This is a genomic window from Winogradskyella costae (assembly GCF_013403865.1).
Classification (GTDB): Bacteria; Bacteroidota; Bacteroidia; order Flavobacteriales; family Flavobacteriaceae; genus Winogradskyella; species Winogradskyella costae.
This window is the reverse complement of the sequence record NZ_JABFDK010000001.1, coordinates 1,025,531-1,043,038: the sequence shown is the minus strand read 5'-3', so window position 1 is coordinate 1,043,038 and position 17,508 is coordinate 1,025,531. Positions and strand designations below refer to the sequence as shown.

The window sequence follows — 17,508 nt, the reverse complement described above, 5'->3', positions numbered from 1 at the left end:
AAGTGCGTCACACTTTAAATGGCAAAAACAAAGTGAACTAAAACTCGCAAAAGCAATTCGTTGTTTATGCAGTCGAGAAAACACCTTGAAAACTGATGTATTAAAAGATGCTGTAGGTTTTCTTTTAAAGATTCATTTTTTAATTAACGAGCACCAAAAAAGTTGTTTCAAAATTGATAAATCGTCTAAAGAACAAAGCTTAAAAACGCTTTAAATCAATTGTATTTCCGTAGTAAGAAAGATGGTTTTCTTTCACTCTGTTAGTGAAACTCATATTTGAAAAGTCTTAAAGACGCATTCAAATATGGCAGTTGAACTAATCCCGCTGAAAAGCGGGATCTTTTGAATAGTCATTCTCAAAAAAGAGAATTCTATTATAAATGTTTAACCGTTCTGAAATAAAAATTAGAAACTTCAGAACAAAAAAAAATAGAAATCATGTATAGAGAAAGAATTCATGCAGGTACAGTAGGTTTAGTGTTCAAAAATGGTAATTACACGCGTGTTATTACTGCAGGAAAACATTGGATAAAATTTAGTGAGCAAGTCTTAAGATTCGACTTATCACAAGCTTTCAGTGCACCTAAAGCATTAGAAATCTTGCTTAAAGATGAAGTCTTAGCAGCAAAGTTAACTATAATTGATGTAAAGGATAATGAAATTGTTTTGGTTTACGAAAACAATAACTTTAAACGCATCTTAACTGCTTGTCGTTATGCATTTTGGAACAGCTTAATTGACTACAAATTTGTCACTGTAGATTTAAGTAAAATAGAGATTACAGAAGACATCAGTAAAGCGTTGTATAGCAACATGCAATTGCGTCAATACATTAGAACGTTTGAGGTATCCGCATACGAAAAAGCAATTATGATTGTAGATGACGTGTTTGTTAAAATCCTAGAACATGGTACCTACCATTTCTGGAAAAATGAGCAAAGCATTAAAATCTTAAAAGCAGATTTGCGTCAATTGCAATTAGAAGTTGCTGGTCAAGAATTATTGACCAAAGACAAAGCAACCGTTCGTATTAATTTCTATGCACAATACAAAGTGACTAACGTAGAAACGGCGTTAATGCATAGCAAAGATTACGAAAAGCAATTGTACATCACGTTGCAATTGGCATTACGAGCTTTTGTTGGTGCTTATACTTTAGACGAATTGTTAGAGCAAAAGGAAACGATTGCCACCGCAGTTTTACATGATGTAAAAACGCAAGCTGAGAAATTAGGTGTAAACGTATTGCACGCAGGTATGCGAGATGTTATTTTACCAGGTGATATGAAAGAGATTATGAATCAAGTTTTGATTGCTCACAAAAAAGCGCAAGCTAATGTGGTGACAAGACGAGAAGAAACAGCCTCTACACGAAGCTTGTTAAATACCGCGAAATTAATGGAAGACAACAGTATGTTGTTTAAATTAAAGGAGATGGAATATGTTGAGAAAATTGCCGACAAAATTGGAGAAATCACAGTAGCTGGTAACGGTAACGTTATTGAACAATTAAAGGATATTTTCTCTGTGAATAAGTAAATTATTTAATACCTACAAGGTTTCAAAAACCTTGTAGGTATTAATAACAGGTCAAAAATCATACCTACAAGGTCAAAAAAAGACTTTGCAGGATAAGTGAATTTTACTACGCAAAACTATCGCGTAACACACTATAATATTTGTAGTGTAATTAAGAAATTAGAAAACATGAAAACAAAAGTAACAGGCCATACATTAAAAGCATTAGGTTACAGGCAAGGCAAATGGATGAAAGAAGCCATTACGCACATCAACGAAAACAACCTTGATGACGAAGCAATGGAAACCTATTTAGAGCAATTTAAATCACCAGATCCAATAGCCCTACATAAAACAGCAGTTGAGTTTTCAATAAACATTAAAGCAGAAAACGAAGAAGAAAAAGACAACGTCGATAAGGTGATTAATTCCATGCAAACCTTAATGAAAACACCAACATTAGTTGGTGGATCCATTATGCCAGATGCTTGTCCTGCTGGTCCAGATGGAACAATCCCAGTTGGAGGCGTAGCGGTAGCAAAAAACGCCATTCATCCAGGTATGCATAGTGCAGATATTTGCTGTTCAGTAATGTTAACCGATTTTGGTAAAGCAGACCCTAAAGACATCTTAGATGTTGCCCATGCCAACACCCATTTTGGTCCTGGTGGACGCGATAGAGATTCGCAATTCAGATTTCCTAAAGCATTATTAGATGCTTTTGAATCTAACTATTTTCTAAATGATGGTAACATGATTCAAATCGCAAGGTCACATTTAGGAACACAAGGCGATGGTAACCATTTCTTATTTGTTGGCACTTCTAAGAAAACAGGAAACACAATGATGGTAACACATCATGGTTCAAGAGGCCCTGGGGCAAGATTGTACACCAAAGGAATGAAAATTGCAGAACGTTTTAGAAAGGAATTATCACCAGATACTAAAAGACAAAATGCATGGATTCCGTTTAAAACTGAAGAAGGCCAGGCCTATTGGGACGCTTTGCAAATTATAAGAGATTGGACAAAAACCAATCACGAAGTGTTGCATAATTCTGTGGTAGAAACTTTAGAACTAGAGATTGAAAACCGTTACTGGAACGAACATAACTTTGTCTTTAAAGATGGTGATTTATTTTACCATGCTAAAGGCGCAACACCATTAAATGCTAAGTTTATGCCAGACATTACAGGGCCAAGATTGATTCCGTTAAATATGTCTGAACCTGTGCTTATCGTTGAAGGCAATACCACAAAAACCAATTTGGGTTTTGCACCACATGGAGCAGGTAGAAACGTGAGTAGAACACAACATAGAAAAAGTAAAACAGGAACCACAATGCAAATCTTTAAAGAAGAAACACGTGGTTTAGATATTAGATTCTTCTTTAAAGAAATTGATATCACCGAGTTGCCTTCTGCTTATAAAAACGCCAAAGCGGTTAGACAACAAATGGACGAATTTAATTTAGGTAAAGTCATTGATGAAGTGATACCTTATGGTTGTATTATGGCTGGCGATTGGCAGAAAAATGCACCTTGGAAAAATAAAAGGCGCCAAGATAAACGTGGTAGGAAGTAAGTCCTAGAAAGAGGGAAAAGCGGATTGATTTAGGTCAGTCTGCTTTTTTTGTTTATAGTTGTGCTGTGTTTGGAAAGTTGTTGGTTATGACGTTTTTAAAAATGAAAAAGGATGAACAGTTGTTCATCCTTTTTGCCCCAAATCTACCATAAACTTAACCTACTTATGTTATGGTGAGTCAAATATAAGTGGACAATGTTGTAAATAAAGTATTTTTTGGATAAACGACATATAAATTAGTCTAAGCGTGGAAAGAGTAATGTTTATAAGATAATTACTGTATAAGCGCGTTTTTAGTTGAGTTATAGAACTTTAAATGATGCTCAATAGAGGACATAAAAAAAGGTGAACGAAGTTCACCTTTTTTTGCCCCAAATCTACCATGAACTTAACCTACTTATGTTATGGTGATGCCAATGTATATTTAATTTGCTAAAACAAACTAGTATTCGGATTAAGTACATATTTACCCGATTAAATACACGTTTAATCGGGTGAAAAGCTTTTTGTGTTTGATTTTAATAAGCGCGTTCTTTATTTCCTTCGAAAAAATTAATAAAAGCTCTATTGACAACTCTATTTCCTCCTGGAGTTGGATAATCTCCTGTGAAATACCAATCCCCTAAGTTTTTAGGACATGCTTTGTGGAGATTTTCAACGGGTTGAAATATAATTTCAACATCAGCTTTTATGTCTTCTCCACCTAATAATTCTGAAATTTTATTAGAAATCTGTTCATCTGTAAAATTATCATAGATTTCTTTTACATAATTTACGATATTCTTATCCTTCATATGGACTTGTGCTATACATTTCTTATAGACCTCTTCTACAATATGATATTGGTTAGTGTCTTTTAATAATGCTAAAGCCGCTTTAAAAGCAATTAGAGTTTCAAGATTAGCCATGTCTATACCATAACAATCAATGTAGCGTATTTGAGGAGCTGATGAAACCACAACGATTTTCTTCGGGTTTAATCGGTCCATCATTTTTATGATACTCTTTTTAAGCGTTGTTCCTCTTACAATACTATCATCAATGATAACTAAATTGTCTGTTGGCTTTATAACACCATAAGTAACATCATAAACGTGTGCTACTAAATCATCTCTACTGCTATCTTCTGTAATAAAGGTTCTTAATTTTACATCCTTAATAGCTATTTTTTCAATTCTTGGGCGTTCAGATAAGATATCAGTAACCTTTTCTGCTGATAGTTTTCCACCTCCATTAAGTATTGATTCTGTTTTCTTTGTATTAAGATGTTCTTCAACCGTTTCAATCATACCAAAAAATGACGTTTCTGCCGTATTTGGTATATAGGAGAACACACTGTTTTTGGTGTCATTATTAATCGCTTCGAGCACTTTGGGCATTAACAAACGACCAAGCATTTTCCGTTCTTGATAAATTTCAGCATCACTACCACGAGAAAAATAAACACGTTCAAAAGAACAGGCTTTACGTTCTAAAGGCTCTAATATTTTTTTGATTTTTGTTTCACCAGATTTTTTTGTGATAATAGCATGTCCGGGATCTAATTCTTTTACGGCTTCAAAAGGAACATTAAACACGGTTTGAATTACAGGACGTTCTGATGCTACAACAACAATTTCGTCATCTTTATAATAGTAAGCGGGTCTAATTCCGGATGGATCTCTAAGTACAAAAGAGTCACCATGACCTAGTAAGCCTGCCATAGCATAGCCACCGTCCCAGTTTTTAGCCGCGCGCTTTAATATTTTACTCACTTTTAAACGTTCTGCAATTAATGGAGAACATTCATTTTTATTATAGCCTTCTTTTTTAAGATCTCTATAAATTTTTGAAACAGCATCATCTAAAAAATGACCGATTTTTTCCATTACGGTAATGGTATCGGCTTTTTCTTTTGGGTGCTGACCTATGTCAATTAAGTTGTCGAAAAGCTCGTTAACATTAGTCATGTTAAAGTTACCCGCAACAATAAGGTTTCTGTGCATCCAGTTGTTTTGTCTTAAAAAAGGATGAACACTTTCTACGCTATTTTTCCCATAGGTACCGTAACGTACGTGACCTAATAGGACTTCTCCGATATATGGAATGTTACTCTTTTGCAAATCAACATCATCTTGATATTCGGGATGCTTAGTTAACTCGTCATTAATACGTTCGTTAATTTGGGCAAAAATATCCTGTATCGGTTGCTGAGCAATAGAACGCACACGACTGATGTAACGTTCTCCAGGTTTTACGTCTAATTTAATACTTGCAAATCCAGCTCCGTCTTGTCCACGGTTGTGCTGTTTTTCCATCATTAAATACATTTTGTTAACACCATAAAAAGCACTTCCATACTTTTCTTTATAGTATTCTAATGGTTTTAAAAGTCTTATAAGTGCAATTCCACACTCATGTTTTAACGCATCACTCATGATTTATTTTTTCCGCTATTTATTTTTATATTAAATAAAAAACGCGCTCAATTTCTGAGCGCGTTAGTTTATGTTAATTCTATATCAAATTGAGTCAGACTCTTAAATTGGTCTAGACGTTTGTAAATTTCTTTATCTGTTAAATTTTGCATGCGCTCGGTGCCAAACTTTTCGACACAGAAGGAGGCAAGCGTTGAACCGTAGATGACGGCTGTTTTCATGTTCTCAAAAGAGAAATCGCCTGTTTTAGCTAAATATCCAGCAAAACCACCAGCAAATGTATCGCCAGCACCTGTTGGATCAAATACTTCTTCTAGAGGTAAAGCAGGAGCATAGAATACATTATCATTATGAAACAATAGCGCTCCGTGTTCTCCTTTTTTAATAACTACATATTTAGGACCCATTTCATGGATCTTTCTTGCTGCCACGACTAAAGAATACTCCCCAGTTAATTGTCGTGCCTCTTCATCATTAATGGTAATGACATCTACGTTTTTAATTACAGAAAGTAAATCATCTAAAGCTATATCCATCCAAAAATTCATGGTGTCTAGAATGGCTAATTTTGGTTTTTTAGTCATTTGGTCCAATACACCTTGCTGCACCAATGGGTGTAAATTACCCAACATCACAACTTCTGAGTCTTTATAATTTTCTGGAACGATAGGATTAAAATGCTCTAAAACATTTAGCTCAGTAGCTAAAGTATCACGAGAATTCATATCGTTATGGTATTTTCCACTCCAAAAGAAAGTTTTTCCTTCTTTTACAATTTCTACGCCTTCAATATTTACATTTTTATTTTTTAATAAATCTAAATATTCTTGAGGGAAATCACCACCTACAACAGAGACTGCTGCAGAATCTACATTGAAATTTGAAGCAGATAAACCTATATATGTTGCTGCACCACCAAGGATTTTATCGGTCTTACCAAAAGGTGTTTCAATGGCGTCAAAGGCTACAGTGCCAACAATTACTAATTTACTCATAAAAGTAGTTTGAATTAAAGTGCAAAAGTACGTGAAATATATTTCTTGTGAAACACCAATTAAAGCATTGTAAAATAGATTTATTTTCTGCCAAAGTCTGCGGGAATCTCTCCCCAAGCCTTCGTTTCCCATTTTACAATAGTGGTCGAGTACTCGTTGGTTTTTAGCCACTGTACTGCACGATCTACTAAATCGTAGACAGGCTTATTTTTAGCACTACGTTTCAGTTTTGAATTGCACGTTTTTTTACGCACCCAACTCATAGCGGTTCTAGAATCAGTGTACATTATACGAGCGCTATTGTGCTGTTTTAAAAATGCTAAACCATGAACTAAGGCAAGGAATTCACCAATATTATTAGTGCCTTGCTCAAAAGGCCCTTGAATGAAAAGCTGCTTTTTTGTTTTTGTATCCACTCCTCTATATTCCATAATGCCAGGATTTCCACTTGAAGCTGCATCTACTGATATGGAATTGTAATTAGGTAGGCCTATTTTTTTAAGTTCTGCTTCAGAAAGACCACTAGAAAACGTTTTGTTCTTTCCTATGTAATCAAAGTAGTTTCCTTCTAATGCTTTTTCGGCTTCGTTACGTGTTGCAAATGATTTGTATTGTGCTCCCTGGTAATCTTTAATTTGGGCTTTACAAGCATTCCAGGTATTAAAGACTCCTTTTTTATGACCTTGCCAAACAGTGTAATATTTTTTTTTCTTTTTGCTCATCTTTAGTTTCCATGAAAACGGAAATCTTATTTTAATAACTCATTAACCACCTCAGGAAAGTGCTCCATTTCTAGCAAATGAATCTTTTTCGCGACGTCTTCTGCTGAATCGGTAGACAAAACAGTGCATTTTGCCTGAAAAATAATGGCTCCTTCATCATAATTTTCATTTACATAATGTATTGTAATACCTGTTTCTGTCTCTTTATTTTCTACTATAGCGTTATGAACATTTATGCCATACATGCCTTTTCCGCCATATTTTGGTAAAAGTGCAGGGTGTACATTTATCACTTTATTAGGAAATGCTCTAAGTATAAACTCTGGGAACTTCCAAAGAAAACCAGCTAATATAATAAGATCTGGTTGAGATGTTTCTAGGATGTTTAAGACATCTTTAGACTTAGAAAAAGCAATTCGGTTAAAGGATAATGCGCTTACATTTAGTTTTTTACAGCGATCCAGGACTTTGGCATGAGGATTGTTAGTTAGTACTTGGATAACAGACGCATTATCGCTGTTGTGAAAAAACTTAATTAAATTTTCAGCATTAGAGCCACTTCCGGACGCAAAAATTACAACACGTTTCATTTACAGGTATATTTCTTCAAATTATTCAAACAAAAAAAAGAATAATAATTAACAATTAGGGTATAACTTAAAATACTTCTGTTTATTTTTACTAAATTAAAAACACATTTTATCGGTAAAGATGAATATTCAAATAAAGTTTTTTATTTTTGCCGTCTAATTAAAACTTAAAATTAAAAAATTATGTCAGACATTGCATCACGAGTAAAAGCGATTATCGTAGATAAATTAGGTGTTGATGAAAACGAAGTTGTAACTGAAGCAAGCTTCACAAACGATTTAGGAGCGGATTCATTAGATACTGTAGAATTAATAATGGAATTCGAAAAAGAATTCGATATTCAAATACCAGACGATCAAGCTGAGAACATTGCTACAGTTGGTCAAGCGGTTTCTTATATAGAAGGAGCAAAATAATAACTCAAATTTTATGGAATTAAAGCGAGTCGTAGTAACGGGTTTAGGTGCACTTACGCCAATAGGAAATACCAAAGACGAATATTGGGAAGCTCTTATAAGTGGAAAGAGTGGTGCTGCTCCTGTGACACATTTTGACCCTGAAAAGTTCAAGACAAAGTTCGCTTGTGAAATAAAAAACTTTGAGGTTACTGACTTTATTGATAGAAAGTTAGCAAAGCGAATGGACAAGTTTTCACAGTATGCAATGGTCGCTTCGGATGAAGCAATTGCAGACTCAAAACTAGATTTAGACGCTGTAAACAAATTAAGAGTCGGAGTCATTTGGGGAGCTGGTATTGGTGGTTTAGAAACATTTCAAGACGAAGTGTTAAACTTTGCTGCTGGTGACGGAACACCTAGATTTAACCCATTCTTCATTCCAAAAATGATTGCTGATATAGCACCAGGAAACATATCTATAAAATATGGTTTTATGGGGCCTAACTATACTACAGTCTCTGCATGTGCGTCTTCTGCAAATTCAATGATCGATGCCTTAAACACTATTCGTTTAGGGACTTGTGACGTGATTATTACAGGAGGAAGTGAAGCTGCAGTTACTATCGCTGGTATGGGCGGGTTTAATGCTATGCATGCCATGAGTACGCGAAATGATGATCCACAAACAGCTTCTAGACCATTTGATGCTAACCGAGACGGTTTTGTATTAGGTGAAGGTGCTGGTGCGATTATCTTAGAAGAGTATGAGCATGCTAAAGCAAGAGGAGCTAAAATCTATGCAGAAGTTGTAGGTGGAGGTTTGTCTTCAGATGCTTATCATATGACAGCTCCACATCCTGACGGAATTGGTGTTGTTGCGGTAATGAAAAATTGTTTAGAAAATGCTGGTTTAAATCCTGAAGATGTAGATCATATTAATACGCACGGAACTTCAACACCTTTAGGTGATGTTGCCGAGTTAAAAGCTATATCTGAAGTATTTGGCAGCCATGCTAAGAACATTAATATTAATTCAACAAAATCGATGACAGGTCACTTGTTGGGTGCTGCTGGTGCTATTGAGTCTATAGCCTCTATATTAGCTATGCAACATGGTATTGTACCTCCAACAATCAACCACGAAACGGTTGACGAAAACATCGATCCAGAATTAAACTTAACGCTCAATAAAGCTCAGAAACGAGATATTAAAGTCGCGATGAGTAATACCTTTGGATTTGGCGGACACAACGCTTGTGTATTATTTAAAAAACTAGATTAATCCTGAATGAGTTTCATTCGTAACATATTAAATTCCCGTTCTCAAGAAGACGGGAATTTTTTTTTAAAAATTAAGGATATCCTTGGGTTTAAACCCAAGACTAAGTCGCTTTACATCACGGCTTTTACCCATCGTTCTATGAATTTGAAAGACGATAAAGGTAATACCATTAATTACGAGCGCTTAGAATTTGTTGGTGATGCCATTTTAGGATCTGTAATTGCTGCATATCTATTTGAAAAAGTGCCACATGGTGACGAAGGCTATCTCACAAAAATGCGCTCTAAGGTTGTCAGTAGAGAACATCTTAATAAGCTAGGCGAAGAGTTAGGACTTATCAATCTTGTAGAGAGCAGAATTCCAACATCTAATTTCGGAAACAATATTCATGGTAATCTTTTTGAAGCCTTGGTTGGAGCTATATATTTGGATAAAGGCTATAGCTTCTGTGAAAAATTTATTTACAAAAGAGTTATTAATCCGCATGTGGATATCGAATCTTTAGAAGGTAAAGTTATTAGCTATAAAAGCTTACTGATAGAGTGGTGCCAAAAAGAGAAAAATACGTTTAATTACGATGTATATGAAGATACAGGTAAAGATGAGCTAAAGCATTTTTCTGTAAAACTTATTATTAATAATAAAGTGGTGTCAAAGGCACGGGCAACGTCGAAGAAAAAAGCAGAAGAAAAAGCTTCTAAACGCGCATTTTTTGCTTTACAAAATCAAATAACGAAGGTTCAATAATATTTATTCTCTTAGTAGATTTAAATCAGCAAAACTATAACGTTTTCGTAGATTTTCAGGACTAATCTTAGCATTTTCTTAATAAACTTAAGTTATTAATATACTATATTTACACTTCAAAGTTATAATTGTATGGCTTTACACAAACTTCAGGTAGATGATTTCTATGATGATTCCTATAAATTAATTGCGATTCATTGTAGGGTGGAAGATTATCGATTGGCCTATTTGCTAAATAAGCATTTAGAGCTTAAGTTAGAACGTAAGGATGCAGATATAGACTTTAAATATTTAGAGTCCTCATATAGTATTTTTGAATGGGATAATGAGACAGAATACGTAATGTGGAATTTAATTTCTAATGTCTGTAAGAAGGAGGAAGATAGTTTACATAGTTCAGGAACATTATTTAATGAGACAGAAAAAGTATTAAAGACGTTTCATTTAATTCCTGAATATAAGAAGGTAGATTATTTCATTAAAATTTCAGACGAAATACAGAACGTAGATGAAAATCTTATTTTAAATAAGTTAAAAGCCATTCCGCAGATTATAACAAGTTATACGGTAGATCCGTTACAAATAAGGTCAAAAGACCACTTAATTTTTTGAATTGATGTCAATAATAAACAAGAAAACAAAAATAGTAGCCACATTAGGTCCGGCAACGAGCACCAAAGAAGTATTGAAAGCAATGCTAGATGAAGGGTGTAATGTATTTAGAATTAACTTCTCTCATGCTGATTATAAAGACGTTGAAGAACGTATTAAAATGATTAGAGAACTCAATGAAGAGTACGGTTATAACGCTTCAATTTTAGGGGATCTTCAAGGTCCTAAATTGCGTGTTGGAACCATGAAAGGCGAAGTAATTGTAAACGAAGGAGACGAAATTATTTTTGCTACAGGCGAACGTTTTGAAGGAACTAAAGAACGCGTTTATATGACGTACGATAAGTTTCCACAAGATGCAAAACCAGGGGAACGTATTTTATTGGATGATGGAAAATTAATTTTTGAAGTTGTGTCTACAGATCAGGTTTCTGAAGTAAAGGCAAGAGTAATACAAGGAGGTCCTTTAAAGTCGAAGAAAGGTGTTAACCTTCCAAATACAAATATATCTCAGCCTGCTTTAACAGAAAAAGATATTGAGGATGCTATTTTTGCTATCGGACAGAAAGTAGATTGGATTGCTTTATCATTTGTGCGTCATGCAGAAGATTTAATGGAATTAGAACAATTAATAAATGAGCATAGCGATCATAAAATTCCAATTATTGCAAAAATAGAAAAGCCAGAAGCGGTTGAGAATATCGACAAAATTGTGGCGTATTGTGATGGTCTAATGGTTGCTCGTGGTGATTTAGGTGTTGAGATTCCTGCAGAGGAAGTTCCTTTAATTCAAAAGCAATTGGTGCTAAGGGCTAAACGCGCTAGAATTCCTGTGATTATTGCGACTCAAATGATGGAAACGATGATTACAAGTTTAACTCCAACACGTGCAGAAGTTAATGATGTTGCCAATTCAGTTATGGATGGTGCCGATGCAGTAATGCTATCGGGTGAAACATCTGTTGGGCAATATCCTGTTCAGGTGATTCGTCAAATGTCAAATATTATACGAAGTGTAGAAGATTCACCACTTATTGAAGTGCCACAATCTCCTCCTCACATTCGTACTAAGCGTTATATTACTAAAGCAATTTGTTTTCATGCGGCTAACATGGCCAATGAGATTAATGCAAAAGCAATTTCTACATTAACTAATAGTGGTTATACTGCCTTTCAGATTTCTGCGTGGAGACCATCTGCTCATATTTTAGTGTTTACATCTAATAGACGCATTTTAACGCAACTAAGCTTACTTTGGGGTGTTACAGCGTTCTACTATGACAAGTTTGTAAGTACTGATGAAACGATTGAAGACGTAAATGCAATTGCATGTAAAAAAGGATATTTAGAAGTTGGTGATATGTTAATTAGTTTAGCAGCAATGCCAATACAAGATAAGGGAATGGTGAACACGTTACGAGTTTCAGAAATTGAAAGTTGTAGCTTTTAGATATTAGCCTTAATAATTAAGATAATAGAAGTGCAGTATTGTTATAAAACGATACTGCATTTTTTATGATAAAAAGTTTAGTTTATTAACAGCATATATTTATTAGCACTGTAAAAAATTAAAAACTAAACTTTAACTGAACACTGATAGCATTTTTTTCTGTATTCAGTAATTTGGTTTTTTTAGGTTTTTCCGTGTTTAAATTAGACAAAGAAATTCCTAAGAGTCGAACCGAATTATTTAACGTATTTTGATAAAGCAGATCTTTAGCGGTTTCTAATATAACGGATTTATCACTTACAAAATAAGGGAGCGTTTTGCTTCGTGTTTGTAATGTAAAGTCACTATATTTTATTTTTAAGGTGATGGTTTTACCCGAAACATTACTTTTGTTAAGTCGTTTAGAGACCTCTTCTGATATATGCTCTAATTTTTCTAACATAAAAATTTCTGATGATAGATTTTTACTAAACGTACGCTCTGCTGCTAAAGATTTTCTAATTCGATTGGGTTTAACATCGCTGAGATGTATGCCGCGTACAACGTCATAATAGTAACGACCAGATTTACCAAAGTTTTTATCTAAATACTCTAAGGATTTTTCTTTTAAATCTCTACCTGTAAAAATGCCTTTTTGGTACATCTTTTCAGCGGTGACTTTACCAACACCATAAAATTTTCGAATGTCTAAATCTTCTAAAAATTGAAAGACATCTTCTGGATCCACTGTTTTCTGTCCGTTGGGTTTATTGTAATCGCTAGCCACTTTTGCAATAAATTTATTAATAGAGATACCTGCGGAAGCCGTTAAGCCAACTTCTGTAAAAATACGTTGTCTTATCTCTTTTGCGATTAATGAGGCACTAGGAAATCCCATTTTATTTTCTGTGACATCTAGATAGGCTTCGTCCAAGGATAGAGGTTCCACCAAATCGGTATACTCTAAAAAAATCTTACGAATGCGTTTAGAAATTTCCGTATAACGTTCGAAATCTGTTTTTACAAAAATCAATTGAGGACAAAGTTTTATCGCTAATCTACCAGACATGGCACTTTTTACTCCAAATTTTCGAGCTTCATAACTCGCAGCACTTACAACACCTCGTGTTCCACCACCTCCAACAGCAATAGGTTTACCTTTAAGATCTGGATTATCCATCTGCGCTACAGAGGCATAAAATGCATCCATATCGACATGAATTATCTTTCTTATTGGTAAATCGTCAATCATACTGTAAATTTAGGCATTAAATGCCTTTTAAATTGTAATTATTAAGACTTGTGATGATAGAAATAGAACGAAAATTTTTGGTTAATTCTGATGCTTTTAAAACAGAAGCACTTACTTCCTACACTATAAAACAGGGGTTTTTAAATAGTGACAAATCCCGAACAGTTAGAGTAAGATTAAAAAATGACAATGGCTACTTAACTGTTAAAGGGAAATCTACAGCTAATGGTTTATCGCGTTTTGAATGGGAGAAAGAAATTTCTAAATCTGATGCTGAAGCTTTATTACTACTTTGTGAACCTGGGATTATTAATAAAACACGTTACGAAGTAAAATCTAATAATCATATTTTTGAGATTGATGAGTTTTATGGTGATAATGAAGGCTTAATTGTTGCCGAAGTAGAACTGAATTCGGAAAACGAATCGTATAAAAAACCCCATTGGCTAGGTAAAGAAGTCACTGGAGACCTTAAATATTATAATTCTCTATTAATTAAAACACCTTATAAATTATGGAATCATTAAAACGAGTACTAGTCTTATTAGTTTTTATTTTTGGCATTGTCTCATGTAAAGAGGACGTTAAATCAGAAATCATTACGGAAGAACCAATTGTTGTAGAGCCTATAGACAAAGTTACTGAAGAACCTGAGGCTCCTAAAATAGAAAAACAATCTATCGCGGCTCTGAAAGAAGAATTAACAATAAGAGGATTTAAAGTTTTTGATTATGTAAATGAGAAAACAAAGGATACGGTACTAATGCAGCAATACTTTATGGCGTTTCTTAAAGACGGACCTATTCGAAATCAAAATGAAGAAGAAGTTGTTATCCTTCAAGAGGAGCATTTGGCACACTTGGGTAAAATGTATGACTTAGGTTATGCTGATATTTCAGGACCTTTTGGTGATGATGGTGAGATAAGAGGGATTACCATTTATAATGTACCAACTCAAAAAATGGCAGATAGTTTAGCTAATTCGGATCCTATGGTTAAGTCGGGCCGATTAATTATTGAAATGCATCCGTGGTGGGCGGCTAAAGGATATAACTTACGTTAATAAAAAAAGCTCTGAAGTAATTCAGAGCTTTTTTTAAATTGTAATATGGTTTTGTTTATTCAGTAGCAAGTGATCCGCTAACAATAATAAACTCAGAACGTCTGTTTTCTGCGTGTTGTGTTTGAGTACAACCTGATGAACAGTTTACTTTAGGTTCTGTTTCTCCTTTACCTTCTCCAGAAATACGAGATTCATCGATACCTTTCGATATTACATACTGAACTGTAGTTTTAGCTCTACGCTCAGAAAGTGCATTATTATAAGAATCTGATCCTCTGTTATCCGTATGTGATGTTGCTTTAATAACCATCTCAGGGTATTTTGTCATAATTTGAATTAATTTGTCTAATTCAAAAGCAGCTTTAGCTGTGATGTTAGATTGGTCGAATTCAAAGAATATAGGTGCTAAATCAATTGTTTCAGCTGCAATTAGCTTTTCAATAGGATCTAAAGAAATTTGAACATTGTTTTCTTCGTCGTTGGTACCTTTTACTTGTACTTTTTTACTGTCAAAACCGTTCATTACAACTTCTAACTCCGTGTCTTCTTCACATTCTACAATAAATTCAACAAGACCTTCTGCATTCGTTATTTTTGAAAGAACTTTATTGCCTTCAGCATCAAATAAAGAAACTGATGCACCACTCACAGGCTCACGCGTTTTATCGTCTAAGACCGTCGCTGTGATTAATACATCACAAAGTGGTTGTAGTTTTTTAAATGAATATACATCATCACTACCTTTTCCGCCGTCTCTGTTAGAAGATACAAATCCTTCATCGTTATCTTCGTCAATAGTGAATGCAAAATCATCTCCGTTACTGTTGATAGGAATTCCAAGGTTACGGATAGGTGCCATTTTTCCATCAATTTCTTTTGTGTAAAAAACGTCTAATCCACCAAGACCTAAATGACCTGTAGAAGAAAAGTAAAGCGTATTATTACTACTAATATAAGGGAACATTTCTTGTCCTTCTGTATTTAGTTTTTGACCTAAATTTACAGCTTCACCTAGAGTGCCATCGTTATTTATTGGTGCTTTGTAAATATCAAAACCACCAAAACCTCCTGGCATATCTGAAGCAAAATATAACGTTTTACCATCTGCACTTACAGCTGGATTTTTAACTGAGTAGTTTTCGCTATTAACAGATAAAGTTTCAACAGTATCCCAATCCGCACCTAATTTAGTAGCTTTAAATAAATAAAGTTGACTAAATTTTCTGTTACTTAAAGAATCTTTTTGAAAATCTTTTTCATAAAAGCTTTCTCTAGAAAAATACATGGTTTTGCCATCTGGTGAAAATGATACTAAACCTTCGTGATATTTAGTATTAATTTTGTCATTCACCAACTCAGCTTCTTGGAATGTGTCATCTGTATTTTTAGTAATTGAATAAATATCTAAAAACGGTTGATCGTTCCATCCATAAGTTTTACGACTATCGTTACGACCCGATGTAATGTATAATTTACCATCATTCATAATACCACCAAAATCTGACTGCTCAGAGTTAAAATCAGCATTCTGAACATTAAACTTTTTACCTTGTTCTAAAAGTTTAGGAAGGTAATCAGGGTTTTTTCTAAATGCTGCAGCACGATGATCAGAAGGACGCATAGATGCAAACTTTTCCATTTGTACATTAGATGCTTCGTACTTTCCATTTGCTTTTAGCATTTGTGAATACTTATATACCATTTCTGGCTTTTCTGATGTCTCTAATGCTTTGGCGTACCAACGTTCAGCAGCTTCAGTATTAAATATGTTGTAATAACTTTCAGCAAGTTGCTCGTAAACATAAGCATCAGCTTCACCTTTGTCTACGAGTTTAGTATAGCTTTCTATAGCTTTTACAAATTCGTATTGAGCAAATTGCTTATCTGCTTTTTTAGTATCTTTATTCTGAGCAGTTAAGTAAAAGCCGCTCATCAAAGTAATTAATAATAATATTCTATAGTTTTTCATAATTGTTTTAGCTTAACTGATTAAAAGTATCTAGGTGAACGAGAAACACGTTTCGAAAAATTAAGATCAAACAATAGCATGACCTCGTGAGATGCTGGTGCATACGCTTTAATATCTGACGATATAGCATCATAAGCATAACCTATCCTCAAAGAAGGTGTTACAGCAAAATTAACTAAGCCTGAAAATGAGTCATCTAATCTGTATGATGCTCCGATTTCAAATTTCTTAAAGAATCTTGCATTAAGGTTTACATCAAAAGAAGTTGGTGCGTCAAACGCAGATTTTACCATTACAGAAGGTTTAAGTTCTGTATTAGGTGAAAGATCAAACACATAACCACCAGTTAAGAAATAGTGCTGTGTTTCAGACCCAATTTTAAGACCATCAGCATCTAAATGAACTGATGATAATAAATTTGGGACAGATAAAGATACATAGTACTTATCTGTATAATAGAAGAATCCTGCTCCGATATTAGGTGTTGTAGTACTAATATCTTGTGCAAAAAATGGATCCGTATTATCCACTACATTGACACCAGAATTTAAGCCGATGTCGTGAAATGTAGCTCCTGCTTTTACTCCAAATGCTAATCGGTGTTCTCCACCTAATTTTAAAGTGTAAGATAAATCTACATAGGCATTTGTTTCCTTAACAGGACCAATACGGTCTGAAATGACAGATAATCCCAACCCAAGGTTATTACCAATAGGTGTGTGACCAAAAAACGTTCCTGTTTCTGGTCCTCCATCAATCTTAGTCCATTGATTTCTGTATAATAGTCCAAAAGAAAGATTTTCTTTTGAGCCTGCATATGCAGGATTAACTAAATTCATATTATACATGTACTGTGTGTACTGAGGGTCTTGTTGCCCGTGCACCTGAAATGCTAAAAGCAAAACCGCTATAATAGAGAGTTTTTTCAT

At 34.3% G+C, this 17,508-nt stretch carries 16 protein-coding genes; 9 read left to right on the top strand and 7 right to left on the bottom strand.

The window, feature by feature from the left end; all coding sequences use genetic code 11:
• The first annotated feature begins 438 nt into the window (after window positions 1-438).
• Window positions 439-1,539, top strand: a complete 1,101-nt coding sequence (locus HM986_RS04420) for a slipin family protein (RefSeq protein WP_179333852.1) — start codon at window positions 439-441, stop codon at window positions 1,537-1,539.
• A 168-nt stretch (window positions 1,540-1,707) separates the two neighbouring features.
• Window positions 1,708-3,102 (top strand): RtcB family protein, encoded by a 1,395-nt coding sequence (locus HM986_RS04415; protein WP_179333851.1) that lies wholly within the window; start codon window positions 1,708-1,710, stop codon window positions 3,100-3,102.
• A 518-nt stretch (window positions 3,103-3,620) separates the two neighbouring features.
• Here HM986_RS04415 and HM986_RS04410 read toward each other — a convergent pair.
• From HM986_RS04410 to purN, 4 genes are all read right to left on the bottom strand, one after another.
• Entirely contained in the window at window positions 3,621-5,519 is a 1,899-nt protein-coding gene (locus HM986_RS04410; protein ID WP_179333850.1) for an amidophosphoribosyltransferase, read from the bottom strand.
• Window positions 5,520-5,587: 68 nt separating this feature from the next.
• Entirely contained in the window at window positions 5,588-6,514 is a 927-nt protein-coding gene (locus HM986_RS04405) for a PfkB family carbohydrate kinase (RefSeq protein ID WP_179333849.1), read from the bottom strand.
• A gap of 80 nt (window positions 6,515-6,594) precedes the next feature.
• Entirely contained in the window at window positions 6,595-7,236 is a 642-nt protein-coding gene (locus HM986_RS04400) for a ribonuclease H1 domain-containing protein (protein WP_179333848.1), read from the bottom strand.
• A 26-nt stretch (window positions 7,237-7,262) separates the two neighbouring features.
• On the bottom strand, window positions 7,263-7,826 hold the full coding sequence (purN, locus tag HM986_RS04395) for a phosphoribosylglycinamide formyltransferase (RefSeq protein WP_179333847.1): 564 nt from the start codon (window positions 7,824-7,826) through the stop codon (window positions 7,263-7,265).
• A gap of 183 nt (window positions 7,827-8,009) precedes the next feature.
• Here purN and HM986_RS04390 point away from each other — a divergent pair, with 183 nt between their 5' ends.
• The 5 genes from HM986_RS04390 (at window position 8,010) to pyk (ending at window position 12,316) form a co-directional block, all read left to right on the top strand.
• Window positions 8,010-8,243, top strand: coding sequence for an acyl carrier protein (locus HM986_RS04390; RefSeq protein WP_020897533.1), 234 nt, complete (start codon window positions 8,010-8,012; stop codon window positions 8,241-8,243).
• Between the two features lie 13 nt (window positions 8,244-8,256).
• Window positions 8,257-9,507: a beta-ketoacyl-ACP synthase II gene (gene fabF, locus HM986_RS04385; RefSeq protein ID WP_115808306.1), complete on the top strand. Its 1,251-nt coding sequence runs from the start codon at window positions 8,257-8,259 to the stop codon at window positions 9,505-9,507.
• A 6-nt stretch (window positions 9,508-9,513) separates the two neighbouring features.
• Entirely contained in the window at window positions 9,514-10,254 is a 741-nt protein-coding gene (gene rnc, locus HM986_RS04380; protein ID WP_179333846.1) for a ribonuclease III, read from the top strand.
• 132 nt (window positions 10,255-10,386) lie between these two features.
• Entirely contained in the window at window positions 10,387-10,866 is a 480-nt protein-coding gene (locus HM986_RS04375; RefSeq protein ID WP_179333845.1) for an IPExxxVDY family protein, read from the top strand.
• Window positions 10,867-10,870: 4 nt separating this feature from the next.
• Window positions 10,871-12,316 (top strand): pyruvate kinase, encoded by a 1,446-nt coding sequence (pyk, locus tag HM986_RS04370; protein WP_179333844.1) that lies wholly within the window; start codon window positions 10,871-10,873, stop codon window positions 12,314-12,316.
• A 118-nt stretch (window positions 12,317-12,434) separates the two neighbouring features.
• On the opposite strand, the gene dinB is transcribed toward pyk, so the two are convergent.
• Window positions 12,435-13,547 carry a DNA polymerase IV gene (gene dinB, locus HM986_RS04365; protein ID WP_179333843.1) on the bottom strand — a complete coding sequence of 371 codons (1,113 nt, stop codon included), beginning with the start codon at window positions 13,545-13,547 and terminating at the stop codon, window positions 12,435-12,437.
• Between the two features lie 53 nt (window positions 13,548-13,600).
• On the opposite strand from dinB, the gene HM986_RS04360 reads away from it, so the two are divergent.
• Both HM986_RS04360 and HM986_RS04355 read left to right on the top strand, forming a co-directional pair.
• Window positions 13,601-14,074 (top strand): CYTH domain-containing protein, encoded by a 474-nt coding sequence (locus HM986_RS04360; RefSeq protein WP_179333842.1) that lies wholly within the window; start codon window positions 13,601-13,603, stop codon window positions 14,072-14,074.
• Window positions 14,062-14,610: a YciI family protein gene (locus tag HM986_RS04355; RefSeq protein WP_179333841.1), complete on the top strand. Its 549-nt coding sequence runs from the start codon at window positions 14,062-14,064 to the stop codon at window positions 14,608-14,610. The genes HM986_RS04360 and HM986_RS04355 overlap by 13 nt, the downstream gene beginning before the upstream one ends.
• 55 nt (window positions 14,611-14,665) lie before the next feature.
• On the opposite strand, the gene HM986_RS04350 is transcribed toward HM986_RS04355, so the two are convergent.
• Both HM986_RS04350 and HM986_RS04345 read right to left on the bottom strand, forming a co-directional pair.
• A complete protein-coding gene (locus tag HM986_RS04350) occupies window positions 14,666-16,579 on the bottom strand; it encodes an OmpA family protein (protein WP_179333840.1) in 1,914 nt (637 codons plus the stop codon).
• A gap of 20 nt (window positions 16,580-16,599) precedes the next feature.
• Complete coding sequence (locus tag HM986_RS04345; protein WP_179333839.1) at window positions 16,600-17,508, bottom strand: PorP/SprF family type IX secretion system membrane protein; 909 nt, start codon at window positions 17,506-17,508, stop codon at window positions 16,600-16,602.